This is a genomic window from Nocardia sp. 149-1B, assembly GCF_057747975.1.
This window is the reverse complement of record NZ_CM173233.1, coordinates 1,410,664-1,433,664: the sequence shown is the minus strand read 5'-3', so window position 1 is coordinate 1,433,664 and position 23,001 is coordinate 1,410,664. Positions and strand designations below refer to the sequence as shown.

Sequence of the window (23,001 nt, the reverse complement as noted above, 5' to 3'; positions counted from 1 at the left end):
CGTCGTGCCGATCGTCTTCGATGCCGCCGGCCTGACCGTCGAAGCTCCGGACGGCTCCCGGGTCGTCCTCGAGCCGACGACGGTCGAGCTCGTCGAACGGCGGATCGGCGTGATCGGGGCGAACGGCTCCGGCAAGTCCACGCTCGCCCGGATGATCAACGGCCTGGTCGCCCCGTCGACGGGCCGGGTGCTCGTCGACGGGTACGACGCCACCCGCCAGGGCCGAGAGGTCCGGCGCCGGGTCGGGTTCTGCTTCACCGACCCAGCAGCCCAGCTGGTGATGCCCACCTGCGTCGAGGATGTCGAGCTGTCGCTGCGGCGTACCGTCAAGGACGCCCGGCAGCGTCGAGAGCGCGCCCTCGAGGTGCTCGCCCGCAACGGGCTCGCGGAGCACGCCGACGTCAGCGTGCACGCACTCTCCGGCGGCCAGAAGCAGCTGCTGGCCCTCGCGGGCGTGCTCGCGGTCGAGCCGGCGGTGCTCGTCGCCGACGAACCGACGACGCTGCTCGACCTGGCCAACACGAGGCGGGTGGCCGACCTGCTCTTCGGGCTCGACCAGCAGCTGGTGCTCGTCACCCACGACCTCGACCTGGCCCGGCGCTGCGACCGGGTGCTGGTGGTCGCCGGCGCCGCCGTGACGTACGACGGCCCTGCCGACGCGGCCGTCGACCACTACCTCGCGAGCGTGCCGGCGTGAGCAACCCGCTGCTGGTCGGCGTCTACCAGCCGGGGACCTCCCTGCTGCATCGGCTGCCGGTCGGCGCGAAGCTCGGCGGCCTCGCTGCACTCTCCATGGCGATCGTGATCGTGCGCGACGCCCGAGCGGCCGTCGCGTTCCTGGCCGTCGCGCTGGCACTCGCGATGGTCGGCCGCATCGGCCTCCGCATGCTGGTGCGGACGACACGCAGCGTGCTCCTCATCGCCGTGATCGCCGGGGCCCTGCAGTGGTGGGTCAGCGGGCCGGCGAAGGCCGTCGAGACCCTGCTCGACCTCATCTCCCTCGCGCTCGCCGCGATCGCGGTCTCGGCGACGACGCCGGTCAACGCCATCCTCGACGCTCTCGTGCGCTGGATCTCCCCGCTGCGCCGGCTCGGCGTCGACCCCGACCGGGTGGCGCTGACCATCGGCCTGGCCGTCCAGGCCCTGCCGGGCACGGTCGCCCTCGCGCTCGAGACCCGCGACGCGGCCCGTGCTCGCGGGCTGGGCCGGCACCCGCGCGCCTACCTCACGCCGTTCGTGATCCGCGTGGTCGCCCGGGCCCACGAGACCGGCGACGCGCTGCACGCTCGCGGCGTCGGCGACGACTAGCTCGACCGGTCAGCGGCTGCGCACCTTCACGCAGCACAGCCCCTCCTCGGGCTCGAGCACCGCGCCCAGCGAGTCGCAGCCCAGGCCCTCGAGCACGCCACCGACCAGCCCGAGGTTCATCCCGCACACGAGCTCGACGTGGTCGCGCGCGAGCCGGTCGAACGGGCAGTTGGACAAGCAGAGGGTGTCGTCGCGGCGATGCGGCTCGTAGCCCTGCTCGGCGAGCACCTCCGCGGTCCGGTCGAGCTCGCCCTCGGCGCGCGGCGCGGCCGCCTCGGCCATCACCCGGCCACGCTCTCCCGCGACGGTCACCACCGCGCGTTGCACCGGGACGCCGGCGCGGGTCGACTCCTCGATCGCGGCGGCCAGTACGTCGCCCACGAGGTCGTAGTGGCGCGAGGGCAGCGACACCGAGACCTCACGGTCCGAGCGCCGGTAGAGCTTGGCCGGCCGGCCCGCCCCCGGCCCGCTGCGCCCCGACAGCCGTCGGTACTCCACCTCGAGCAGGCCCTCCTCGACCAGGCGGTCGAGGTGGAACTTCGCGGAGTGCAGCGGCAGCTCGCACGCGGCCGCGGCCTGCTCGCGGCTCACCGGCTCGGGCTGCTGGGCGGCGTACAGGTAGAGGGCACGCCGTGCGGGCTCGACCAGCGCACCGACCCCGCTCACCGCGGCTTCGAAGTCCTCGCTCACGAGCCGACCCTATCTCTAAAGGATTGATTCATTGACAAAAGAAGGGTCGCATCTCTAACGTCAAAACAACAGTCCTTTAGAGATGGAGCCTCCGATGACGACCACCCACACCCCCTCCGCCACCACACCGACCACGACCGACCGCGGGGCGGAGCGCGCGTACCTCCTGCTGCGCACGGTCTTCACGATCGCCCCGATCGCGTTCGGCCTCGACAAGTTCGCCGGGCTGCTGACCGACTGGGACCACTACCTCGCTCCCTGGATCAACGACCTGGTGCCCGGCTCGGCGCACGACGCGATGCTGCTCGTCGGTGTCATCGAGGTCGTCGCCGGCGTCCTGGTGGCCCTCGCACCGCGCATCGGCGGGTACGTCGTGGCCCTGTGGCTCGCCGGGATCATCGTCGACCTCGTGTCGATGCACGACTACTACGACATCGCGCTGCGCGACTTCGGGCTCCTCGTCGGCGCCCTCGCGCTCGCCCAGCTCGCCACCACCCACGCCCGCCGCGGCGGGATCCTGCGATGAGCAGCGCCGCCCACGAGGCGCGCGCCCGGTGGCGGCCGCGGGTCGCCCACGCGGCGGGCGCGGTCGACCTGGTCGCCGCCGAAGCCGCGGCCGCCGACCTGCTGCGCGCGCTCGGCCTCGACATCGAGACCGACGAGATGGTCGAGACCCCGCGCCGGCTGGCCGCGGCGTACCACGAGCTGGTCACCGGCCCCGACGTGGACCTCACGACGTTCCCCAACACCGAGGGGTACGACGAGCTCGTGCTCGTGGCCAACATCCCGGTGCGCTCGATCTGCGAGCACCACATGCTGCCGTTCGTGGGCGTCGCACACGTCGGCTACCTGCCCGACGAGCGCATCCTGGGCCTCTCGAAGTTCGCGCGGTTGGTGGACCTCGTGGCCCGCCGGCCCCAGACCCAGGAGCGCCTGACCACGCAGGTCGCCGAGCAGCTGACCACCCACCTGCAGCCGCGCGGCGTCGGCGTCGTGATCGAGGCCGAGCACACCTGCATGAGCCTGCGCGGCGCCCGCGCCCAGGGCACCCGCACGGTCACGTCAGCGCTGCGCGGGACGCTCCGCGACCCTGCCGCGCGCGCGGAGTTCCTCTCGCTCACCCGCGAGCAGGGCGGCCGGCCGTGAGCGCCCCGGTCGTCATCGTCGGCGGCGGCCTGACGGCGGCCACCGCCGCGGCCACGCTGCGCGATTCGGCGTACGACGGCGAGCTGGTCGTCTATGCCGCCGAGCCACACCTGCCCTACGAGCGGCCGGCCCTGTCGAAGGGCTACCTCGCCGGCGACAACGACGAGGACAGCCTGCTCGTGCACCCACCGTCGTGGTACGCCGAGCACGACGTCGAGGTGCGCACGGGCTGCCGCGTCGACTCGATCGACCCCGGGGAGCACACGGTCACGGCCGACGGCTCGACCCAGCCCTTCAGCAAGCTCCTGCTCGCCACCGGTGCCACCCCTCGGCACCTCCGGGCGGCCGACGAGAGCGGCGCCCCGGTGGCCTACCTGCGCACCCGGGAGGACAGCGACCGGATCCGCTCGGCTCTGGCGCCCGGGCGCCGGATCGCGGTTCTCGGCGGCGGGTTCCTCGGACTCGAGGTCGCTGCCGCCGCACGCACTGCCGGGGCGGAGGTCACCGTGCTCGAGTCGCTGGACCTTCCGCTGCTGCGGGTCCTCGGGCCCGAGGTGGGTGCGGTCTTCGCCGACCTGCACCGCCAGCACGGCGTCGACCTCCGTCTCGGCGCGCACGTCAGCGCGATCGAGCCGGACGGCCGACGGGCCAGGCTGCGCGTCGCCGGCTCGCCCGAGGTGGTCGCCGACCTGCTGGTCGTCGGGATCGGCGCCGCCCCGGACGTGGCGCTCGCCGAGGCGGCCGGGCTCACGGTCGACGACGGCATCGTGGTCGACGAGCGGATGCGCACCTCGCACCCCGACGTCCTCGCCGCCGGCGACGTGGCCCGGGCCCACCACCCGGTGCTTGGCCGGTCGATCCGGGTCGAGCACTGGGACAACGCGATCCGGCAGGGCCGGGTCGCCGGCCACACGATGGCCGGGGTCGACGACGAGGCGCGGGACCTGCCGTACTTCTTCACCGACCAGTACGACCTCGGCATGGAGTACGTCGGCAACGTCGGCTCGGACGGCTACGACGAGGTGGTGCTGCGCGGCGACGTCCCCGGGCGGGTCTTCCGGGCCTTCTGGGTCGCCGGCGGGACCGTCGTGGCCGCCATGCACGTCAACGACTGGTCGGCGAGCGAGTCGTTGCGTGCCGCGGTCGGCGCGCCGGTGCCCGACCTGGTGTGACGACCAGGCGGCCCGCGTCAGCGCGGGAAGAGCGGATGCGCGGGTTGGCAGACCGTGCCCTCGGCGGGCAGCTGACCGTCCACCAGGTAGGCCGCATAGGCGCGGCCGATGCAGGACCCCGAGCCAAGAGCCCCGTGACCGTACTCGTCGAGCTCGAGCAGCCGGGACCCGCCGAGGAGCTGGTGGACCGCCCTGGCGCCGGCGATCGGCGTCGCCGGGTCGTAGGTGTTGCCGACCACGAGCACCGGCGCGGAGGGAGTGACGGCGTAGGAGCCGGTGAAGCGGTCCGCCTTGGCCTGCTCCGGCCACCCGGCGCACACGCTCGACATCCAGGTCCAGACCGAGCCGAACCCGGGGGCCTCCCGGTCGGCCCACCGGGCCGCCGCGGCCCACCGGCTCGGGTCGGACGGGTTGTCGGTGTCGGCGCAGGCCACCCCGGCGAACGAGTTCATCGTCGTCCCGTAGCCGGCGTACGGACCGGGCAAGGACCCCCGTGAGCCGGCGCTGCGCGCCGCGCGACGCCACGATTCGGCCCGCACGGTCGGGCCGCCGTGGCGCATGGCGTCGTGGAGCTTCCCGAGGTGACGCATCAGCGACCGGACACCCTGGCGGGAGTAGAGGTCGCCGGTCGTGGCGCCCATCAGGTCGGGGTAGCGGATGCCCTGGAAGGGGCCGCGTTGGAGGCGATCGACGATCTGGCGCCAGACGCCGAGGGCGTGGCCGGCGATGGCACAGCGGCGCGGTCCCGCCGCGTCGCAGGCCCTGAACGCGGCGCGCAGCTCCGTCCACGAGCCGCGGTGGCTCCCCACCCGTTCCGAGAACGGCAGGCCGGTCTCACCGGGTCGACCCGTCGACCAGGAGACCGGGTCGAGGACGCCGTCGAGGATCATCGCGCGGAGGTGGTCGGGGAACATCGCGGCGTAGGTGCTGCCGAGCTGGGTGCCGTAGGAGATGCCGTAGTAGGTGAGCAGGTCGTCGCCGAGCGCCGCTCGGACCAGGTCCATGTCGCGCGCGGTGTCGGCGGTGGTCATGTGGTCGACGACCGGGTCGGGGTGCTCGCTGCAGGCGGTGCGCTCCCACCGGTCGCTCGCGAGCTGGGCACGCACCTCGCGTGGCGAGGTCGGGAACGCCGAGCGCGGCGCCCGGGGCCGGGGGGCGGGGTTGTGGCAGCGCGCCGGCGCGCTCCGTCCCACACCGCGCGGGTCGATGCCGACGATGTCGAAGCGCTGCGCGACGACCGGGGGCACGAGGTGGCCGAACTCGACGGCGAACGACGTCGACTGGCCGCCGGGGCCGCCGGGGTTGACGAAGAGCGTCCCGATCCGCTGGGCGGGGTCGGTGGCCGGCACCCGCACGAGGTCGAGCTGGAGGGTCGGTCCGGTCGGGTCGTCGTAGTCGAGCGGGACCGCGGCGGTGCCGCACTGAGCGACCACCCCGTCGGGCACGGAGTCGGAGGGGCACGCCTGCCAGCTGATGACGGGCACCGGGACGGCCGGGTCGGCGAGCGCCGGGGCTCCGGCAGGGACGAGGCCCAGCCCGAGGGCGAGGCCGGCGGCGAGGAGAGCGGGGACACCCGAGAGCGACGGCACGACAGCACCCTACGGCGGCCCGGGGACGACCGCAGGAGCTGCGGCGTCAGCCGGCGTAGGGCACTTCCGAGCGCCAGTCGGCCTCGTCCTGGCGGGCGGCGCCGAGGATCGCCTCGGCGACGCGGTCGGGGGTGAACGCCCCCTCTCTCGCGAGCGTGCCGCGCACGGTGACCGAGACGGCGCGGATGCCGGCGGGGGCCAGCGTCGCGTCGAGGCTGTGCACGAGGTTGCGCAGACCGGCCTTCTGCACCCCCAGCGACGCCGCACGGTGGGACGGCTGGTCGGCAGCCATGCTGCCGGTGGCGGTCACCCTCCCGCCGGCGGACATGAACGGTCGGGCCGCTTGAACGGCCACGAGCAGCGCACCGACGCCGAGGGTCACGTCCTCGAGCAGCTCGGGCACGGACAGCTCCAACGGGTCCTTCTCGCGGTAGGCGCTGGGGTTGAAGTGCAGGACGTCGATCCGTCCGGTGTGCTCGCCGAACCTCCGGATCGCCGCGGTCGCGGCCTCGGCGTCGGTGAGGTCGGCCACCGCGTGGCCGACGGTGGCGCCCAGCTGCTCGAGCTGGCCGGCCAGCGCGAGGAGCTGCTCCTCGTCGATGCCGAGCAGCGCGACGTCGTACCCCTCCCGCGCGAATGCGCGTGCCACCGAGCCGCTCACACCCGGGCCCGCACCCACGACGACGATCACCGGCCGGCTCATGGGCTCAGCGTACGGCGGTCACCAGACGTCGCCGTCGCGCCAGTCACAGGCGATCGGCGCGTCGAGGTCCAGCGGCGCGGAGCCGGGCAGCACGTAGATCGAGCCGTCGTCCTCGGGCGTCGCGACCAGCCCGTCGACCGTCACCACGTGCGAGGGCCCGCGCCACAGCTGCCACCCGCGGGCGACATAGACCGGGACCCCGAGCTGCGAGGCACTGAGGGCGAGCAGGTCGTACGCCGGCGCGAGCTCTTCCAACGAGGCCATCACCGCCGAGGCGAGTCCGCGGCGCCGCGCGTCGGGGTGCACGGCGACGGCCTCGACGTAGCCGCAGCGCAGCGACCGATCACCCAGGAGCAGCCGCCGCATGATGAGGGCGGCGTGGGCCAGCACGCGGCCGTCGTCGACCACCAGCGCGTGCATCCCGCCGAGCGCGTGCGACCAGTCGTGGTCGCTGAAGTCGTCGCCGAACGCGACATCCACGAGCGCCCGGACGCCGACGCGCTCGGTCTCGCTCAGCTCGGCGGTGTGGCAGCGGCGCAGCACGACCTGACCCTCCCACAGCGCCGCGCTCCGGACGGGTAGCGGGCCGGCCTCGGACCCCGGCCCGACACCCGGTCCACCCGCCAGCGTCTCGCTGGGCGGAGTGGCCGCGCAGAGGACAAGGGCCCGTCCCTCAGGACTCGCGACCTGGAGGCGATCACCAGCCCGGTGGCCGCCGGTCGGCCCACGGCGCGGCCGCCTCCACCTGCGCGGCCAGCGCGAGCAGCAGCTCCTCCTCCGCCGGCCGGGCGGCGAGCATCACGCCGACCGGCAGCCCCTCGGGCGTCCAGTGCAGCGGGAGGGAGACGGCCGGCATCCCGGTCACGTTCCACGCGGAGGTCCAGGGGGTGAACGCCTTCTGGGCCGAGAAGTCCGTGGCCGGGTCCTCGTCGTCGCGCATCGCGCCGACCGGCACGGGCGGAGTCGCGAGGGTCGGGGTGAGCACGGCGTCGTACGCCGCGAGCGCGGTGAGCGCGTCGGCCGCGTGCCGGCGCATCGCGCCGATCGCGAGGCCGAACTCCGGGCCGTTGACCTCACGGCCGGCGGCGGCGAGCCAGCGGGTCAGCGGCCGCAGCAGGTGCTCGCGCTCCGGGGGCACGACCGACATGGCGGTGAGCACCGCCCAACAGACCTCGAAGACGGGCACCGCCTCGCGTGGGAGCGGCACGGGCACGTCGACGACCTCGTGGCCGAGCGACTCCAGCAGTCGCGAGGCGTCCTCCCAGGCGCGCACGCACTCGGGATCGACGACGGTGTCGGTGATCACTGGTGTGATGAAGCGAGCGATCCGGAGTGGCCCCGGGTCGCGGTCGCAGGAGGCCAGGAAGCTCATCGTCGGAGGTGGTGCCCAGGACGGATCTCCCACCCGACGACCGGCGAGCACGTCGAGCATCGCCGCCGCGTCGCGCACGGTCCGGGCGATCGGCCCGGCCGTCGCGAGACCCACCGCGTCGCCGTACATGGGGCGACCACTGATCCGGCCCCGGGTCGGCTTGAGGCCGACCAGCCCACAGCAGGACGCCGGGATCCGGATCGACCCACCGCCGTCAGAGCCCTGGGCGAGTGGGACCAGACCCGCGGCAACAGCGGCGGCCGCGCCACCCGACGAGCCGCCGGCCGTGCGGGTGCGGTCCCAGGGGGTGACCGCCGGCGGTGCCACGTCGGGCTCGGTGTAGCAGGGCGAGCCGAACTCCGGGGTGTTGGTCTTCCCGAGGCTGACCATGCCGGCCCCCTCGATCGACAGGGTGACCCCGTCGGAGACCTCCGGGACGAAGTCGGCGAACGCCGCCGACCCGAACGTGGTGCGCACCCCCGCCGTCAGGTTCAGGTCCTTGATGGCGGTCGGCACCCCGAACAGCGGCGATGCGTCGTCGGGCAGGTCACCCAGGGCGCTCGCCCGCTCCCGGGCCAGCTCGGGGGTGAGCGTGACGAACGCGCCGACCGTGTCGAGACGGTCGGCGCGTTCGAGGTAGTGGTCGACGAGCTCGAGCGGCGACACCTCGCGGCGCCGGACGAGCTCGCCCTGCTCGAGGGCGGTCAGGTCATGGAGTTCGGCCACACCCCGACGCTAGCGGCCGACCAGGCGCACGTCAGCGGGCGCCGTCGACATCCACCCGCCGCCCACCGGCGGTCTGCCTCCAAGGTCGGTTAAACCTCAGAATCTCGGGTTCGTGCCGATGGGCATCTCGTAACCGCCGCCGGGCGGCGCGCCCGACATCTCGAGGAGAGCCATGCAGGACAAGTCCATCACCTCCAGCCACCGCACCCGCGGGCTCGCTCGATGGTGGTCCGGTCGCCGAATCAGGACCAAGGTGCTGACGCCCGCCGTGTTCGGGGTGACGGCCGCTCTCGTCGTCGGTGTGGTCGGCATGGTGCAGCTCTCCCGGGCCGCCCAGACAAGTCAGGACATCTACAACGACAACCTGAGTGCGGTGAAGGTGCTCGGCGAGCTCGCCGTCACCCGCAAGAGCCTGTCGCTGAGCGCGCGGGACATCCTGCTCGTGGGCGACGGCGCCGACCGTCAGGACGTCCTCGACGAGTACAACGAGCTGCAGAAGACGTTCATGGACCAACTCGACGCCTACGTCGCAACCGGCGTCACCCCGGCCAACAAGACACGCGCGGACAAGGTCCGCACGCTGCTGCCGCAGTACATCGATGCCGTCGACACCCTGCTCGGCCCGCTTGCCGCGCAGCAGAACCTCAGCGAGTGGCTGAAGGTCAACGACGCCAAGGTCTCCCCGATCGCGGTGGAGATCAGCGACGCCCTGGGCGAGATCAGTGACTCCGAGGCCACGCAGGCCGCTGACGCGGCCGCCGATGCGAAGTCCGCCTACAGCCGCGCTCGACTGGTCGCCATCCTCGTGCTCGCACTGGGGTCGGCCGCCGTCCTCGCCGCCGGACTGCTCATCTCTCGTGGCATTGCCGGTGCCGTCGCCCGGGTGCGCGGGGTGGCCGACGCGCTTGCGAAGGGCGACCTCACCCGCGTGAGCGGCGTCGACAGCAGTGACGAGATCGGCCGGATGGGCGCCAGCCTCGACACCGCGACCACCAACCTGCACGGACTGCTCACCACGATGACCGAGTCCTCCGATGCCCTGGCCGCGGCGTCGGAGGAGCTCTCGGCCTCCTCGCAGCAGATCGCCGCTGGAGCCGAGGAGACCTCCGTGCAGGCCGGGGTGGTCTCGGGAGCCGCAGACGAGGTCTCCCGCAACGTCCAGACGGTCGCCGCCGGATCCGAGCAGATGGGCGCGTCCATCCGCGAGATCGCCACCTCGGCGAACGATGCGGCCCGCGTGGCGTCGCAGGCGGTGACGATGGCCAGCACGACCAACGAGGCGGTGACCGAGCTCGGCGTCTCCAGCCAGGAGATCGGCAACGTCGTGAAGACGATCACCTCGATCGCCGAGCAGACCAATCTGCTCGCGCTCAACGCGACCATCGAGGCCGCTCGAGCCGGCGAAGCCGGCAAGGGCTTCGCGGTCGTGGCCAACGAGGTCAAAGAGTTGGCCCAAGAGACCGCCCGCGCCACCGAGGACATCGCTCGCCGGGTCGAGAAGATCCAGTCGGACACGACCGGCGCCGTCGAGGCGATCGGCCAGATCTCCGAGATCATCACCTCGATCAACGACTACCAGCTGACCATCGCCTCGGCAGTGGAGGAGCAGACCGCGACCACCAACGAGATGTCGCGCAACGTCAGCGAAGCGGCCACCGGGTCCGGCGAGATCGCCCTGAACATCACCGGAGTCTCCACGGCCGCCCACACCACGACCGAGGCCCTGGCCCAGACACGCACGGCAGTCGACGACGTGTCGCGCATGGCGGCGGAGCTGCGCAGCTCCGTCGCGTTCTTCACGGTCTGACGCCCGACGGCAACCCGGACCCGCCCCGTCCCGACACTCGCGCCGGGACGGGGCGGCTCCATTCAGGCAGCGGCCGCGGCGTCGTACTCCGCGAGGGTGCGCACGGCGCGGTGGAGCTTCTCCAGCACGTGGGCGTCAGTGAGCGGGTCGACCTCGACGGTGGGCTGCGAGACGGTGACGTCTTCGACGACGACCGCGCCGGCGATGCCAGCGGAGCGCGCGGCGTCGGCGTGCGCCCACTTCCCGCCGTACGGCGTGGGGGTGGCGCCCACGACGCCGAACGGCTTGCCGACCATCGCGCCGGCGCCGTAGGGGCGGGAGAGCCAGTCGATGGCGTTGTTGAGGACGGCCGGCATCGTGCCGTTGTACTCCGGGGTCACCGCGAGGATGCGGTCGGCGGCGGCGACCCGCTCGCGCAACCGGGCGGCCGAGGCCGGGATGCTGCTCGGGTTGTCGATGTCCTCGTTGTAGAACGGGACCTCGCCGAGCCCGTCGACGATGTCGACGGTGACGCCCTCGGGCGCCTGGTCCCGGAGGACCTGCGCGATGCGGCGGTTGACGGAGTCGGTGCGGAGGCTGCCGACGAGGACAGCGATGGTGGTCGTCATGGTGATCAAAACGGACCGCGGTCCGATTTCTATTCCCGCGCGGGCGTGTGACCTGGCTCCCTAGGCTTGCGCCGTCATGTCCGAGCCGCAGCTCCTCCCCCTGCTGACCGCCCCGCCCGCGGAGCGGCGCGACGCTGCCCGCAACCGCGAGGCGCTCCTCGTCGCCGCCCGGGAGCTCGTCGAGCGAGACGGCGTCCAGGCCGTGACGATGGACGCGGTGGCCGCGGCCGCCGGGGTCGGCAAGGGCACGGTGTTCCGTCGCTTCGGCTCCAAGGAGGGGCTGATGGCGGCGGTGCTGAACCACTCCGAGACCGAGTGGCAGACGCAGGTGATGTCGGGTCCGCCTCCGTTGGGGCCGGGGGCGCCGCCGTGGGAGCGGCTGGTCGCCTTCGGGCGCTCACGCCTGGAGACCACCGTCCTGCACGCCGAGCTGATCGACGCCGCAGGGCACGCCGGGCTGCGATCGTTCGCGGCGTACTCCTTCGTCGCGATGCACGTGCGCTACCTGCTCTCCGAGCTCGGCGTCACCGGCGACCTGCCGCTGCTCGCCACCGCGCTCCTGGCACCGATGGAGATGCCGATCCTCGACCAGCAGCTCCGCGTCGACCGGTTCCCCGTGGATCGGGTCCATGCGGGCTGGGTCGACCTGGCCAGGCGGATCGTCGGGCCCGCCGCCGGCGAGTAGGCGGGACCGCTCACGAGCTCCGAGCGAGCCGCCGCGCGAGGTACGGCGCGGTCGCGCTCTCCTCGGCCTGCGCGACGTCGGCCGGCGTGCCGGTGGCGACCACCCGGCCGCCCTCGTCTCCCCCGCCTGGCCCGAGATCGATGACCCAGTCGGCCGTGGCGATCGCGTCGAGGTCGTGCTCCACGAGGACGACCGTGTTGCCGGCCTCCACGAGGCGGTGCAGCTGGCGCAGCAGGAGCGCCGTGTCCGCGGGGTGCAGCCCCGACGTCGGCTCATCGAGCAGGTAGAGCGCATGCCCGCGGTGCGCCCGCTGCAGCTCGGTGGCGAGCTTGATGCGCTGCGCCTCTCCCCCGCTGAGCTCGGTCGCCGGTTGCCCGAGGCGCAGGTAACCCAGCCCGACCTCGCGCAGGGTCTCGAGGCTGCGCGCGGCGGCCGGTACGTCGGCGAGGAACTCCGCGGCCTCGTCCACCGCCAGCTCCAGCACCTCCGCGACGTTGCGACCCCGATAGGTGACCTCGAGCGTCTCGTCGTTGTAGCGGGCTCCGTGGCAGGCCGGGCAGGGCGCGTACGTGCCGGGCAGGAACATCAGCTCGACGGCGACGAAGCCCTCGCCCTGGCACGTCTCGCAGCGACCCTCGGGGACGTTGAAGGAGAACCGGCCGGCGCCGTAGCCCCGGCGCCGCGCCTCGTCGGTCGCGGCGAAGACCTTGCGCACCGCGTCGAAGAGCCCGGTGTACGTCGCGAGGTTGGACCGCGGGGTCCGCCCGATCGGCCGCTGGTCGACGAGCACCAGCCGGTCGAAGGTCTCCGCCGCGGCCGGGTCGTCGGCCAGCACCTGGCTGACCAGCGTCGACTTGCCCGACCCCGAGACACCGGTGACCGCTGTCAGCACGCACAGCGGGATGTCCACCGACACCTCGCGCAGGTTGTGACGTGAGACCCCGGTCAGCTTCAGCCACCCCTGGGGGTCGCGCACCTCGTGCTCGAGCCGCTCGGCGCGACCGAACAGGTGGGCGCTGGTGGCCGACTCCTCGACGTGCTCGAGACCGGCGACCGGTCCGCTGTAGAGCACTCGTCCCCCGCCCTCACCGGCCCCCGGACCGATGTCGACGACCCAGTCGGCGCGGCGTACGACGTCGAGGTCGTGCTCCACGACGAACAGCGAGTTGCCCGAGGCCTTGAGCCGATCCAGCACGTCGAGCAACGGCTCGGCATCGGCGGGGTGGAGCCCGGCCGACGGCTCGTCGAGGACGTACACGACCCCGAACAACCCGGAGCGCAGCTGGGTGGCGATCCGCAGGCGCTGCGCCTCCCCCGGCGACAGGGTCGTCGAGCTGCGGCCCAGGCTCAGGTAGCCCAGCCCCAGGTCGAGCAGCACCTCGATCCGGGCGACCAGGTCGGCGCAGATCCGCACCGCGACCTCGTTGGTCTCCGCCGGGAGGTCGGCGACGGGACGCAGCAGCGCGACCACGTCGGTGAACGAGAGGCTGTTGACCTCGGCGATCGAGTGTCCGGCGAAGGTGACCGCGAGCGCCTCGGGTCGCAGCCCGCTGCCGTGGCAGTCGGGGCAGGGCGCGTCCTCGACGAAGCGCAGCGCCCGCTCGCGCATCCGGTCGCTCTTGGAGTCGGCGAGCACGTGCATCACGTGCTTGCGAGCGCTCCAGAACTTGCCGTAGTAGCCGTAGTCGATGCGGTCGCGCTCGGGCTTGATCAGCACCGACGGCTGCTCGTCGGTGAACAGCAGCCAGTCGCGGTCCCTCTTGCGCAGCTTGCTCCACGGCCTGTCGATGTCGATGCCGAGGCCGGTCACGATGCTGCGCAGGTTGGCGCCCTGCCAGGCACCGGGCCAGGCCGCGATCGCGCCGTCGCGGATGCTCAGCGACGGGTCCGGGACGAGCAGCTCCTCGGTGACGTCGTGGACGACACCCAGCCCGTGGCAGCGCGGGCACGCGCCGGCGACCGTGTTGGGTGAGAACGCCTCGGCGGCGAGGTGGTCGACCCCGGCCGGGTAGTCACCGGCCCGCGAGTAGAGCATCCGCAGCAGGTTGGACAGCGTGGTGATCGTGCCGACGGACGACCGCGAGGTGGCCGCGCCCCGGCGCTGCTGGAGGGCGACCGCCGGCGGCAGACCGGTGATCTCCTGCACGTGCGGGGCGCCCACCTGCTGCAACAGCCGGCAGGCGTACGGCGCGACCGACTCGAAGTAGCGTCGCTGCGCCTCGGCGTACAACGTGCCGAAGGCGAGCGAGGACTTGCCCGAGCCCGAGACCCCGGTGAACGCGACCATCGCGTCCCGGGGGATGTCGACGTCGACGTTGCGCAGGTTGTGCTCGCTGGCGCCGCGGACGCGGACCATCTGGTCGGGGTGCACGGTGGTCACCGGTCCGACGTACCCACACCGGGCATCGCCCACCGCGGCCAGCACGCTCAGGCGGGCGTGACCAGGAACTCGTTGCCGTCGGGATCGGCCAGCTCGACCCCGCCCCGCAGGGGGCCGAGCTCGGTCGCGCCGAACGACCGCAGCCGGACCAACTCGGCCCCGACGTCGGTCGCGGCCAGGTGCAGGCGCTGCCGGTTGCGTCCGACCTTCGGCGCCACGGGCGGGCCGCCCCACGAGACCTTCGTCCCACCGTGCGGCGACTGGACCGAGGTCTCGCCGTCCTGGTCCCAGACCAGTGGCCAGCCGAGGACCTCGTGCCAGAACAGACCGACCTCCCGGGTGCCGTCGCCGCTGACCTCGCCGAGCAGCCCGCACCCGGCGAGGAACCGGTTGCCGGCCTCGATGACGCAGAACTCGTTGCCTTCGGGGTCACCGAGCACCACGTGGTCCTCCTCGGGCAGCTGCCCGACGTCGAGGTGGGTCGCGCCGAGCCCGATGGCGCGCGCGACGGTCCGCGGCTGGTCGCCCTCCACCGAGCTGGTCACGTGGAGGTGACAACGGCCAGGACCCACCTTCGGCGAGTCGGAGGTCACCAGCTCGAGCCCCACCTGACCGTCCTCGCCGGCCAGCAGGAAGCCACCCGGCACCTCGCGCACCTCTCGGCCGAGCAGCGCAGCCCAGAACGCCGCCAGCCCGGCCGCGTCGCGAGCGTCGAAGGTCACCGCCACGAGATCGATGGACATGCGGGCACCGTAGGCTCGCGCGACGCCGGGCGCACCCGGTTTCCGGTGCACCCCGTCAGCGCGAGGACGAGTGCCGACGGGGCGCGACGAGTAGCGTGCGGGGCACCTCACTCGGAAGGACCAGCAAGATGGCGCAGTACGACCAGCTCGTGGCCGGCGACCCCGATCAGCTCCTCGCCCACCTCGACGAGGCGATCGTGACCGGCAGCATGACGGCGCAGCTCGAGCACGCCACCGACCACCGGATCGGCGACGCCCGCATGTCGGTGCGGGTCTACGAGCGCTACAGCGCGTCCGGGGGCAACCGGTTGAGCCTGTGCGTCAGCGTCCTCGCGGTCGGCACCGAGCTCGCCGTCTCCCTCGCGACCGCCGGCGGCAGCAACGCCCTGCTCTGGAAGCTCAACACGATCGGCGAGGAGACGTTCCTGGACCTCGCCGTCCGCGCGCTCGAGGACTTCCCGTCCCGCCCCGCCCGCGGTGCGGGTGCGGACCGCGGCTACATGGACGAGGACGGCCGCTGACGCACCGGGTCGAGCACCCAGGCGGCGTCGATGCTCACGTACGGGTCGGGCCGGGTGAGTCCGCCAACCCGCGGACCCACGCGTCCGTCTCGGACCTGTCAGGCCTCGTGCTTGCGCAGCCCGAACGTGAGCCCGTCGACGAGCGCCCCCCAGGACGCCTCGATGACGTTCGCTCCGACGCCGACGGTGACCCACGAGGACTCCCCGTCGCTGGTCTCGATCAGCACCCGGGTGATCGCGTCGGTGCCGTGCCCCTGGTCGAGGATGCGCACCTTGTAGTCGATCAGCTCGAACTTCGCGACCGCCGGGTAGGCCTGCACGATCGCCTCGCGCAGCGCGTGGTCGAGGGCGTTGACCGGGCCGTTGCCCTCACCGGTGACGACGTAGCGGACCCCGCCGGCATTGAGCTTCACCGTGGCCTCGGAGACCGCCTCCTCGTCCGCGCTGCGCTTGGCGAGGGTCTCGGTGATCACCCGCCACGACTCCACGTCGAAGTACGACGGCCGCGCGCCCTCGACCTCCTCGGCCAGCAGCAGCTCGAAGGACGCGTCGGCGGCCTCGAACGTGTAGCCGCGGTTCTCGAGGCGCTTGACCCGGTCGGTGATGCGCGTGACCAGCTCACGATCGCCCGAGAGGTCGAAGCCGAGCTCGCGACCCTTGAGCTCGATGGAGGCGCGGCCGGCCATGTCGGAGACCAGCAGCCGCATGTCGTTGCCGACGCCCGCGGGGTCCATGTGCTGGTAGAGGTTGGGGTCGACCTTGATCGCGCTGGCGTGGAGACCGGCCTTGTGCGTGAACGCCGAGCTGCCGACGTACGGCTGACGCGAGGCCGGCGGGAAGTTGGTCACCTCGGCCACGGCGTGCGCGATCCGGGTCGCCTCGCTGAGCAGGCCCGGCGGCAGCACCTGCCGGTCGAGCTTGAGCTCGAGGTTGGCGACGACCGAGACCAGGTCGGCGTTGCCGGTGCGTTCGCCGTAGCCGTTGATCGTGCCCTGCACGTGGGTGGCCCCGGCGTCGACCGCCGCGAGCGTGTTGGCGACCGCGCAGCCGGTGTCGTTGTGGCAGTGGATGCCGACCCGCACCTCGGCGTTCTCGCGCACGTCGTGGACCACGTCGGCGACCCAGGCCGGCAGCATCCCGCCGTTGGTGTCGCACAGCGCGATCACCTCGGCACCCGCGTCGTACGCCGTGCGCAGCACCTCGAGCGCGTAGTCGCGGTTGGCCCGGTAGCCGTCGAAGAAGTGCTCGGCGTCGAGGAAGACCGTCTGCCCCTCGGCGCGCAGGTGGCTCACGGTGTCGCGGACCATCGCGAGGTTCTCCTCGAGCGTGGTGCGCAGGGCGAGCTCGACGTGGCGGTCGTGCGACTTGGCGACCAGCGTCACCACGGAGGCGCCGCTGTCGCGCAGCGCGGCCACCAGCGGGTCGTCGGCTGCCTTCACCCCTGCGCGACGGGTGGCGCCGAACGCCGCGAGCCGGGCGTGCTGGAGGTCGAGCTCCTGCGCCGCGCGCCGGAAGAACTCGGTGTCCTTGGGGTTGGCGCCGGGCCAGCCGCCCTCGATGTAGCCCACCCCGAGCCCGTCGAGCTGCCGGGCGATCGAGAGCTTGTCGGCGACGGAGAGGTTGAGCCCCTCCTGCTGTGCACCGTCGCGCAGGGTCGTGTCGTAGACGTGGAAGGCGCCGTGCAGGTCCATCGCGGTTCTTCTCTCGGGTTTCTACTCTGGGTCCGGGCACAAAAAAACCTCTCGGGGGACGAGAGGTCGGCGCGTCGGGCGGGGGCTCGACGCGCTAGCAAATGATGATCTGCTGGTGGTGCACGGACTCATCGTGCCACGCGGACCACATCACGGGCGAGCGATCTCGGCATGCGGGCGACCGTCGGCCGGCGTCCACGTGGTGCCGGTGACGTCCGCTCGCAGCCCCAGCCCGAGGGCAACGGCTAGCACCACGAGCAGCGCGACCACCCAGCGCCGGAGGTCGACGGCCAGCGGGTTCACCACCCGCGAGACCGGTCCGCGCACCCGCGAGCCGCCCGGTCCCAGCCAGAGCGAGACGGTCAGCGCGGTCCCGCACACGAACAGCGCGGAGGTGAGACCGGCTGCCACGGCGTAGCAGACCAGCGCGGCGGCCAGCGCGAGCCCGACGCTCCAGAGGGCGAGCAGCAGGGTGCCCGGCACCGACTGCACCAGGTGCCAGGGCGCGGCCACGAGCAGCTGGATCCCGTCGTACCACTTGCGGCCGCGGACGTCGCGGCGCTGGTCGCGCGCGGAGCCGGCCAGCGACCCGCTGCGCAGCAGCCAGACCAGGACGAGCAGCAGCGTCAGCGTGACCCAGGGGTACGCCGCGCTCCCGGCGCCGGCCGCCAACGCCAACCCGACGAGCACGGTGCCGCGGCGCATCCGCTCCGCGAGCGGGATCCGCGCCGGCGCCGCGTCGAGCTCACCGGGTTGGTACGACGTCAGGGCGAGCGTGTGCGGCTCGGCGGTGCCGTGCCCGGGCCACACGTCCGTCGCGTCGTCGGCAGCTGCCTGCGAGGCCAGCGCGAGCGGCACGGTGTAGGGGTCGTGTGGCGCGGCGGTCGGGGGTGCCGTGCGGCGCTCGCCGGGCCGGGTGGTGAGCGGGCGGAGCCAGGCGAGCAGCTGCTCGAGGCTGGGCCGCCCGAGAGGGTCCGGGTCGAGTGCCGCGGCCACGACCTGGCGCAGCTCACCGGGCAGCCCGTCGAGGTCGAACTGCCCGCGCCGGACCCGGTCCATGATGGCCATCGACGGCCCCCGGCCGAACGGCGGATGGCCCGTCCCGGCGTACGCCACCGTCGCCGCCCACGAGTGCACGTCGGTGGCGGGCGTCGCGTCGTCGCCGTAGAGGATCTCGGGCGCGAGGTAGCCGGGCGTGCCGAGCAGCCAGCCGGTGTGGGTGAGCTTCGGGTCGTCGGCGACCCGCGCCAGCCCGAAGTCGATGAGGATCGGGGTGCGCCCCTCCATCAACACGTTGGAGGGCTTCACGTCGCGGTGCAGGACCCCGACCGAGTGCACCGACGCGATGCCCTCGGCCAGGCAGGAGGCCAGCCAGAGCAGGTCGGAGCCGGTGATCGGGCCCTCCTCGACCACCAGGTCGTGCAGGGACAACCCCGGGACGTAGCGGGTGGCGACGTACGGCACCTCGGCCCAGGGGTCGGCGTCGACGATCTCGGCGACCCACTGGCTGCGCACCCGGGTCAGCGAGCCGACCTCGCGAGCCAGCCGCTGGCGAGCCTCCTCGTCACCGACGATGTGCGGGCGCAGCACCTTGAGCGCGACGCGCTGACCGGCCGGGCCCCGCCGGGCCAGGTGCACGACTCCCATCCCGCCCTCGCCGAGCCGGGTGAGCAGCGTGTAGCCGCCGACGGTGGCCACGGCGTCGTCACGGGGCGAGGTGGTCACGTCCTGAGGTTACAAGCGCGGCGTCCCTCCGACCGGCAGGCACCGGCCGGAGGGTCGCCCGTTCGTCACTGCTGCGGCACGGCCTTCGCCAGCGCGTCGACGAACGTGTCGAGGCTGTAGGTCAGCGACAGCGCCGTCGGCGGTGACACCGAGGACACGATGGCCTCGCCGGTGACGTTGGCGACGTGCCCGTCGGCGAACTGCTCCATGTTCTTGTACGTCGGGTCCGCCGCGATCTCGTCGGCGCGCGCCTGGTCGGGCGCGTAGGAGAGCAGCACGTCGGAGGTCAGCTTGTCGACGTTCTCGGTGCTGATCGTGTAGTAGAACGTGGACTCCTCGGTATCGAGCTCGTCGACGCTGGGTGCGAGGGTGAAGCCGAGGTCCTCGAGGAACTGCACCCGCGGGTCGGCGCCTCGGTAGACGTAGAACGCGCTCGGGTCGATGGCGACCGCTGCGATCGTCGTGCCCTTGAACTCGGGGTGCTCGGCGGCCGCCTCGGCCACCTCGGCGTCGATGTCGGCGAGCACGTGGGCGGCCTCGTCCGGCTCGCCGAGCACCTGGCCGACCGTGGTGATCACGTCACGCCACGGCGTCGACCACGGCTGGTCGGGGTAGGCGACCGTGGGAGCGATCTGCGAGAGCTTCTCGTAGTCGGCCTTCGTGATGCCGGAGTAGTTGGCCAGGATCACGTCGGGGGCCGCCGCGGCGATCTCCTCGAACGGCGGTGCCTCCCCCGGGGTCAGCGTGATCGGCTTGTCGCCGCCCATCTCGGCGAACGCCTCGGTCTGCCAGGGCATGAAGCCCTCGTCGTCGGCGCCGTACGTCAGACCCTCCATGGCGACCGGCACCACGCCGAGCGCGATCGCGGCGTCGGGTGATCCCCACCCCCAGGTGACGACCCGCTCGGGCTTCTCGGTGATCTCGGTGCTGCCGAAGGCGTGCTCGATGGTGACCGGCTCGTAGGTGTCCGTGGCGGTGGTGGCGTCGGAGTCCGCGCCGTCGGATGCTCCGTCGGACCCGCAGGCCGCGAGCGGGAGGGCGAGCAGCGCGGCGGCCAAGGGCAGGGCCAGTCGGGACAGGGGCAATCGGGACAGGGGCAATCGGGACAGGGGGCGAAGGGACGTCACGTCCGCTCCTCGGTGTTCAGGACCGTCTCGGTCGTGGTTAGGTAAGCCTAACCTTACTCGACGTTCACTGCCGCCGGCACCCGGGTCCGCCCCACCGGCACGACCAGCGGGCACCCCGCCACGGGGTCCGCGATCACGCGGGCCTCCAGGCCGAAGGCCTCGCGCACGCAGTCGGCGTCGAGCACCGACGCCGGGGCTCCCTCGCGGATCACGCGACCCTGCGCCATCACGACCAGGCGGTGGGCGTACCTGGCCGCGAGGTTGAGGTCGTGCAGGACCATCACCACCGTGGTCCCCCGGCGCTGGTTGAGCTCCGCGAGCAGGTCGAGGAGGTCGACCTGGTGGGCGATGTCGAGGTACGTCGTGGGCTCGTCGAGCAGCATGATCTCCGGGTCCTGGGCGAGCATCATCGCCACCCAGACGCGCTGGCGTTGCCCGCCCGAGAGCTCCTCGACCCGCCTCGCCGCCAGGCCCTGGGTGTCGGTGAGAGCCAGGGCCCGAGCCACGGCGTCGGCGTCCCCGGCCCTCGACCTGCCGAAGGCACCCTGATGGGGGTGCCGGCCGCGAGCGACCAGATCGGCGACCGTGATCCCCTCGGGGGCGACGGGCTGCTGGGGCAGCAGCCCGAGCACATTGGCAACCTCGCGGGGTCGCAGGCCCTGCAGGTCCTGACCGCCGAGCTCGACGCGCCCGCCGACCGGACGAAGGATCCGCCCCAGGCCACGCAGCAGCGTCGACTTGCCACAGCCGTTGGCCCCGACGATCACGGTCACCTGACCGACCGCGATCTCGAGGTCGACGCCGTGCACCACCCGACGCCGTTCGTAGGCCAGGTGCACTCCTCGAGCCACGAGCGACGTCGCCGCCCCGCTCTCGCGATCCTTCATGCGGTCCTTCTCCCTCCGGTGGCCATCAGCCAGATCAGGTACGGCCCACCCACGGCACCGGTGACGACACCGACCGGCACCGAGAGATCCGCCGGCAGCAGGTGCTGGGCGACGATGTCGGCGCCGACGACCACCACCGCACCCACGAGCGCCGACTCGGCCAGCGCCAAGGTGCCGTCACCGAGCAGCCGGCGGGCGACCGGTGCCGCGACGAACGCCACGAACGCGACCGGGCCGGCGGCCGCGGTGGCGGCGCACGCCAGGGCGACACCGGTCGCGACGACACCGGCGCGCACCAGCTCTGGGCGCAGCCCGAGGCTCGCCGCCAGGTCGTCACCGAGCAGGAGCACGTCGAGCCGCCGCGCGAGCAGGCCGGCGACCGGCACCAGCAGCGCAACGGCGATCGCGAGCACCCGCACCGAGGCCCAGTCCGCCTGGGCCAGGCTGCCGGTCATCCACCGCAGCGCGACCTGGGCCTGCTTCACCTCGCTGCGGGTCAGCAGGTAGCCCACCACGGCGGCGCACACGTACGCCACACCGATGCCGGAGAGCACGAAGCGATGGCCGGTCATGCCGCCGCGCCACGCCACGGCATACAGGAGCAGGCTCACGCCCAACCCGCCCGCCAGGGCGGCGGCCGAGACGACCGCCCCGCTCATCCCGCCGAGCAGCAACGCAGCGACGGCGCCGGCGCTGGCGCCCTGGGAGATCCCGATGACGTCGGGGCTCGCGAGGGGGTTGCGCAGGACGGACTGGAACAGCGCCCCCGCCAGGCCGAGCGCGGCCCCGACGAGCAGGCCGAGCACGAGCCGCGGCAGGCGCAGCTCGACGACGATGAAGTGCGCCGACCGGTCGTCCGAGCCGAGCAGGGCGCCGAGCACCTGGCCCATCGACAGGCTGAACTCACCCAGCATCAGCGCCGTCACCGACAGGGCTACGGCCAGACCGGCGAGCACCCCCAGCACCGCCGTACGCCGAGCCCGGCGGCGTCGCCGGGAGCTGCGCAGCCCGAGAGCGGCCGCGGCTTGCCGGGACTCGAGCGTGCTCGCGCTCATGCCGCGATCCCCCGCGAGCGGCGGACGATCGCGAGCAGCACCGGGGCACCGATCACCGCGACCACCAGCCCGGCCTCGAGCTCGCCGGGCCGGGCGACCAGCCGGCCGGCCACGTCGGCGGTGAGCAGCAGCACCGGGCCCAGGAGCATCGAGAGCAGCACGATCCAGCGGTAGTCAGGTCCGACGACGGCGCGGGCCAGGTGCGGGACCGCCAGCCCGACGAACGCGATCGGGCCGACCATGGAGACGGCCGAGCCGCACAGCAGCACCACCGCGACCACGACCATCAGCCGGCCTCGCGTGACGTCCTGGCCGAGGCCGCGGGCGACGTCGTCGCCCAGCGCGAGCGCGTTGAGGACCCGGCCGGACACCAGGGCCAGGAGCAGGCCGGCGACCACGAACGGCAGCACCGTGGTCAGCACGCCCAGCGGGCGGTTGGCCAGCGACCCGACCTGCCAGAACCGGTAGTCCTCGAGCGTGCGCTGGTCGGTCAGCAGCACGACGGTGATCGCCGAGGTCGCGGTGGCGGTGAACGCGGCTCCCACCAGGGCGAGCTTGACCGGCGTGACGCCCTCCCAGCCGAGGGAGGCGGCGCCGTACACGACGACCGCGGCGATCGCCGCGCCGGCGAAGGCGAACCACACGTAGCCCGACACCGACGTCACGCCGAAGGCGGAGATCGCCGTCAGCACGGCCAGCGAGGCCCCGGAGTTGATGCCGAGCAGCCCCGGGTCCGCGATCGGGTTGCGAGTGACGCCCTGCATGAGTGCCCCTGCGGCGCCGAGCGCCGCGCCGCCGACGAGCCCGATGAGCGTGCGCGGCACCCGCAGGTCACGGACGACCTGGTGGTCGTGGTTGCCGGAGACCGGGTCGACCAGCGCGGCCCAGACCTGGCCCGGCGCGATGTCGCGCGCGCCCCACATCAGGCTCGCCAGCACCGCCAGGGCCAGGATCCCGAGAACAGCCACCGCGGCGCTCGCTCCCCGGCCGGCCGAGGCGGTCGCCGCGATGACCCGCGTCGCGGGAGTCGGCGCCGGCGGGCGCAGGGTCGAAGCCACCTACTTAG

22 protein-coding genes are annotated in these 23,001 nt (G+C 73.2%); 8 read left to right on the top strand and 14 right to left on the bottom strand.

Annotated elements, in window-relative coordinates; genetic code table 11:
* Positions 1–4 precede the first annotated feature (4 nt).
* Together AC3ANS_RS06790 and AC3ANS_RS06785 are read left to right on the top strand one after the other, a co-directional pair.
* Entirely contained in the window at positions 5–697 is a 693-nt protein-coding gene (locus AC3ANS_RS06790) for an energy-coupling factor ABC transporter ATP-binding protein (RefSeq protein ID WP_488295407.1), read from the top strand.
* Entirely contained in the window at positions 694–1,308 is a 615-nt protein-coding gene (locus tag AC3ANS_RS06785) for an energy-coupling factor transporter transmembrane component T family protein (protein ID WP_488295406.1), read from the top strand. The genes AC3ANS_RS06790 and AC3ANS_RS06785 overlap by 4 nt, the downstream gene beginning before the upstream one ends.
* A 9-nt stretch (positions 1,309–1,317) precedes the next feature.
* Here AC3ANS_RS06785 and AC3ANS_RS06780 read toward each other — a convergent pair whose 3' ends face one another.
* Complete coding sequence (locus tag AC3ANS_RS06780; protein ID WP_488295405.1) at positions 1,318–1,998, bottom strand: helix-turn-helix transcriptional regulator; 681 nt, start codon at positions 1,996–1,998, stop codon at positions 1,318–1,320.
* A 94-nt stretch (positions 1,999–2,092) separates the two neighbouring features.
* Between AC3ANS_RS06780 and AC3ANS_RS06775 the strand changes: the two genes are divergently transcribed.
* Genes AC3ANS_RS06775 through AC3ANS_RS06765 form a run of 3 tightly spaced genes read left to right on the top strand, consistent with a single transcriptional unit; the run spans position 2,093 to position 4,316 of the window.
* The gene (locus tag AC3ANS_RS06775) at positions 2,093–2,524 is read left to right on the top strand and encodes a hypothetical protein (RefSeq protein ID WP_488295404.1); all 432 of its coding nucleotides are present in this window, start codon (positions 2,093–2,095) and stop codon (positions 2,522–2,524) included.
* Positions 2,521–3,144, top strand: coding sequence for a GTP cyclohydrolase I FolE (gene folE / locus AC3ANS_RS06770; RefSeq protein ID WP_488295403.1), 624 nt, complete (start codon positions 2,521–2,523; stop codon positions 3,142–3,144). The genes AC3ANS_RS06775 and folE overlap by 4 nt, the downstream gene beginning before the upstream one ends.
* Positions 3,141–4,316, top strand: coding sequence for an NAD(P)/FAD-dependent oxidoreductase (locus tag AC3ANS_RS06765; RefSeq protein ID WP_488295402.1), 1,176 nt, complete (start codon positions 3,141–3,143; stop codon positions 4,314–4,316). The genes folE and AC3ANS_RS06765 overlap by 4 nt, the downstream gene beginning before the upstream one ends.
* 17 nt (positions 4,317–4,333) lie before the next feature.
* On the opposite strand, the gene AC3ANS_RS06760 is transcribed toward AC3ANS_RS06765, so the two are convergent.
* From AC3ANS_RS06760 to AC3ANS_RS06745, 4 genes are all read right to left on the bottom strand, one after another.
* Entirely contained in the window at positions 4,334–5,905 is a 1,572-nt protein-coding gene (locus AC3ANS_RS06760) for an alpha/beta hydrolase (protein WP_488295401.1), read from the bottom strand.
* 46 nt (positions 5,906–5,951) lie between these two features.
* Positions 5,952–6,608 (bottom strand): SDR family oxidoreductase, encoded by a 657-nt coding sequence (locus AC3ANS_RS06755; protein ID WP_488295400.1) that lies wholly within the window; start codon positions 6,606–6,608, stop codon positions 5,952–5,954.
* 18 nt (positions 6,609–6,626) lie between these two features.
* Positions 6,627–7,169 (bottom strand): GNAT family N-acetyltransferase, encoded by a 543-nt coding sequence (locus AC3ANS_RS06750; RefSeq protein ID WP_488296441.1) that lies wholly within the window; start codon positions 7,167–7,169, stop codon positions 6,627–6,629.
* A gap of 136 nt (positions 7,170–7,305) precedes the next feature.
* Positions 7,306–8,706, bottom strand: coding sequence for an amidase (locus AC3ANS_RS06745; RefSeq protein WP_488295399.1), 1,401 nt, complete (start codon positions 8,704–8,706; stop codon positions 7,306–7,308).
* A 172-nt stretch (positions 8,707–8,878) separates the two neighbouring features.
* Here AC3ANS_RS06745 and AC3ANS_RS06740 point away from each other — a divergent pair, with 172 nt between their 5' ends.
* Entirely contained in the window at positions 8,879–10,513 is a 1,635-nt protein-coding gene (locus tag AC3ANS_RS06740; protein WP_488295398.1) for a methyl-accepting chemotaxis protein, read from the top strand.
* 62 nt (positions 10,514–10,575) lie between these two features.
* Here the strand turns inward: AC3ANS_RS06740 and AC3ANS_RS06735 are convergent, their stop codons facing one another.
* Positions 10,576–11,121 (bottom strand): NAD(P)H-dependent oxidoreductase, encoded by a 546-nt coding sequence (locus AC3ANS_RS06735; RefSeq protein WP_488295397.1) that lies wholly within the window; start codon positions 11,119–11,121, stop codon positions 10,576–10,578.
* Positions 11,122–11,197: 76 nt separating this feature from the next.
* Here AC3ANS_RS06735 and AC3ANS_RS06730 point away from each other — a divergent pair, with 76 nt between their 5' ends.
* Positions 11,198–11,806, top strand: a complete 609-nt coding sequence (locus tag AC3ANS_RS06730; protein WP_488295396.1) for a TetR/AcrR family transcriptional regulator — start codon at positions 11,198–11,200, stop codon at positions 11,804–11,806.
* 10 nt (positions 11,807–11,816) lie between these two features.
* On the opposite strand, the gene uvrA is transcribed toward AC3ANS_RS06730, so the two are convergent.
* Together uvrA and AC3ANS_RS06720 are read right to left on the bottom strand one after the other, a co-directional pair.
* Complete coding sequence (gene uvrA, locus AC3ANS_RS06725; protein WP_488296440.1) at positions 11,817–14,162, bottom strand: excinuclease ABC subunit UvrA; 2,346 nt, start codon at positions 14,160–14,162, stop codon at positions 11,817–11,819.
* Between the two features lie 71 nt (positions 14,163–14,233).
* A complete protein-coding gene (locus AC3ANS_RS06720) occupies positions 14,234–14,929 on the bottom strand; it encodes a VOC family protein (RefSeq protein ID WP_488295395.1) in 696 nt (231 codons plus the stop codon).
* 128 nt (positions 14,930–15,057) lie between these two features.
* Here AC3ANS_RS06720 and AC3ANS_RS06715 point away from each other — a divergent pair, with 128 nt between their 5' ends.
* Entirely contained in the window at positions 15,058–15,450 is a 393-nt protein-coding gene (locus AC3ANS_RS06715) for a DUF6054 family protein (RefSeq protein WP_488295394.1), read from the top strand.
* A 98-nt stretch (positions 15,451–15,548) separates the two neighbouring features.
* Here AC3ANS_RS06715 and cimA read toward each other — a convergent pair whose 3' ends face one another.
* From cimA to AC3ANS_RS06685, 6 genes are all read right to left on the bottom strand, one after another.
* Positions 15,549–17,141: a citramalate synthase gene (gene cimA / locus AC3ANS_RS06710; RefSeq protein ID WP_488295393.1), complete on the bottom strand. Its 1,593-nt coding sequence runs from the start codon at positions 17,139–17,141 to the stop codon at positions 15,549–15,551.
* Positions 17,142–17,291: 150 nt separating this feature from the next.
* On the bottom strand, positions 17,292–18,866 hold the full coding sequence (locus tag AC3ANS_RS06705; RefSeq protein ID WP_488295392.1) for a serine/threonine-protein kinase: 1,575 nt from the start codon (positions 18,864–18,866) through the stop codon (positions 17,292–17,294).
* 65 nt (positions 18,867–18,931) lie between these two features.
* The gene (locus AC3ANS_RS06700; RefSeq protein WP_488295391.1) at positions 18,932–19,951 is read right to left on the bottom strand and encodes an iron-siderophore ABC transporter substrate-binding protein; all 1,020 of its coding nucleotides are present in this window, start codon (positions 19,949–19,951) and stop codon (positions 18,932–18,934) included.
* Positions 19,952–20,046: 95 nt separating this feature from the next.
* Positions 20,047–20,880, bottom strand: a complete 834-nt coding sequence (locus tag AC3ANS_RS06695) for an ABC transporter ATP-binding protein (protein ID WP_488295390.1) — start codon at positions 20,878–20,880, stop codon at positions 20,047–20,049.
* Entirely contained in the window at positions 20,877–21,935 is a 1,059-nt protein-coding gene (locus tag AC3ANS_RS06690; protein WP_488295389.1) for a FecCD family ABC transporter permease, read from the bottom strand. The genes AC3ANS_RS06695 and AC3ANS_RS06690 overlap by 4 nt, the downstream gene beginning before the upstream one ends.
* Positions 21,932–22,993 carry a FecCD family ABC transporter permease gene (locus tag AC3ANS_RS06685; RefSeq protein WP_488295388.1) on the bottom strand — a complete coding sequence of 354 codons (1,062 nt, stop codon included), beginning with the start codon at positions 22,991–22,993 and terminating at the stop codon, positions 21,932–21,934. The genes AC3ANS_RS06690 and AC3ANS_RS06685 overlap by 4 nt, the downstream gene beginning before the upstream one ends.
* Positions 22,994–23,001 lie beyond the last annotated feature (8 nt).

Coding starts and splice junctions, on each gene's coding strand:
- AC3ANS_RS06730 (WP_488295396.1), top strand. CDS start 11,198: ATGTCCGAGCCGCAGCTCCTCCCCCTGCTGACCGCCCCGCCCGCGGAG.
- AC3ANS_RS06695 (WP_488295390.1), bottom strand. CDS start 20,880: ATGAAGGATCGCGAGAGCGGGGCGGCGACGTCGCTCGTGGCTCGAGGA.
- uvrA (WP_488296440.1), bottom strand. CDS start 14,162: ATGGTCCGCGTCCGCGGCGCCAGCGAGCACAACCTGCGCAACGTCGAC.
- AC3ANS_RS06740 (WP_488295398.1), top strand. CDS start 8,879: ATGCAGGACAAGTCCATCACCTCCAGCCACCGCACCCGCGGGCTCGCT.
- cimA (WP_488295393.1), bottom strand. CDS start 17,141: ATGGACCTGCACGGCGCCTTCCACGTCTACGACACGACCCTGCGCGAC.
- AC3ANS_RS06715 (WP_488295394.1), top strand. CDS start 15,058: ATGGCGCAGTACGACCAGCTCGTGGCCGGCGACCCCGATCAGCTCCTC.
- AC3ANS_RS06775 (WP_488295404.1), top strand. CDS start 2,093: ATGACGACCACCCACACCCCCTCCGCCACCACACCGACCACGACCGAC.
- folE (WP_488295403.1), top strand. CDS start 2,521: ATGAGCAGCGCCGCCCACGAGGCGCGCGCCCGGTGGCGGCCGCGGGTC.
- AC3ANS_RS06720 (WP_488295395.1), bottom strand. CDS start 14,929: ATGTCCATCGATCTCGTGGCGGTGACCTTCGACGCTCGCGACGCGGCC.
- AC3ANS_RS06690 (WP_488295389.1), bottom strand. CDS start 21,935: ATGAGCGCGAGCACGCTCGAGTCCCGGCAAGCCGCGGCCGCTCTCGGG.
- AC3ANS_RS06735 (WP_488295397.1), bottom strand. CDS start 11,121: ATGACGACCACCATCGCTGTCCTCGTCGGCAGCCTCCGCACCGACTCC.
- AC3ANS_RS06755 (WP_488295400.1), bottom strand. CDS start 6,608: ATGAGCCGGCCGGTGATCGTCGTCGTGGGTGCGGGCCCGGGTGTGAGC.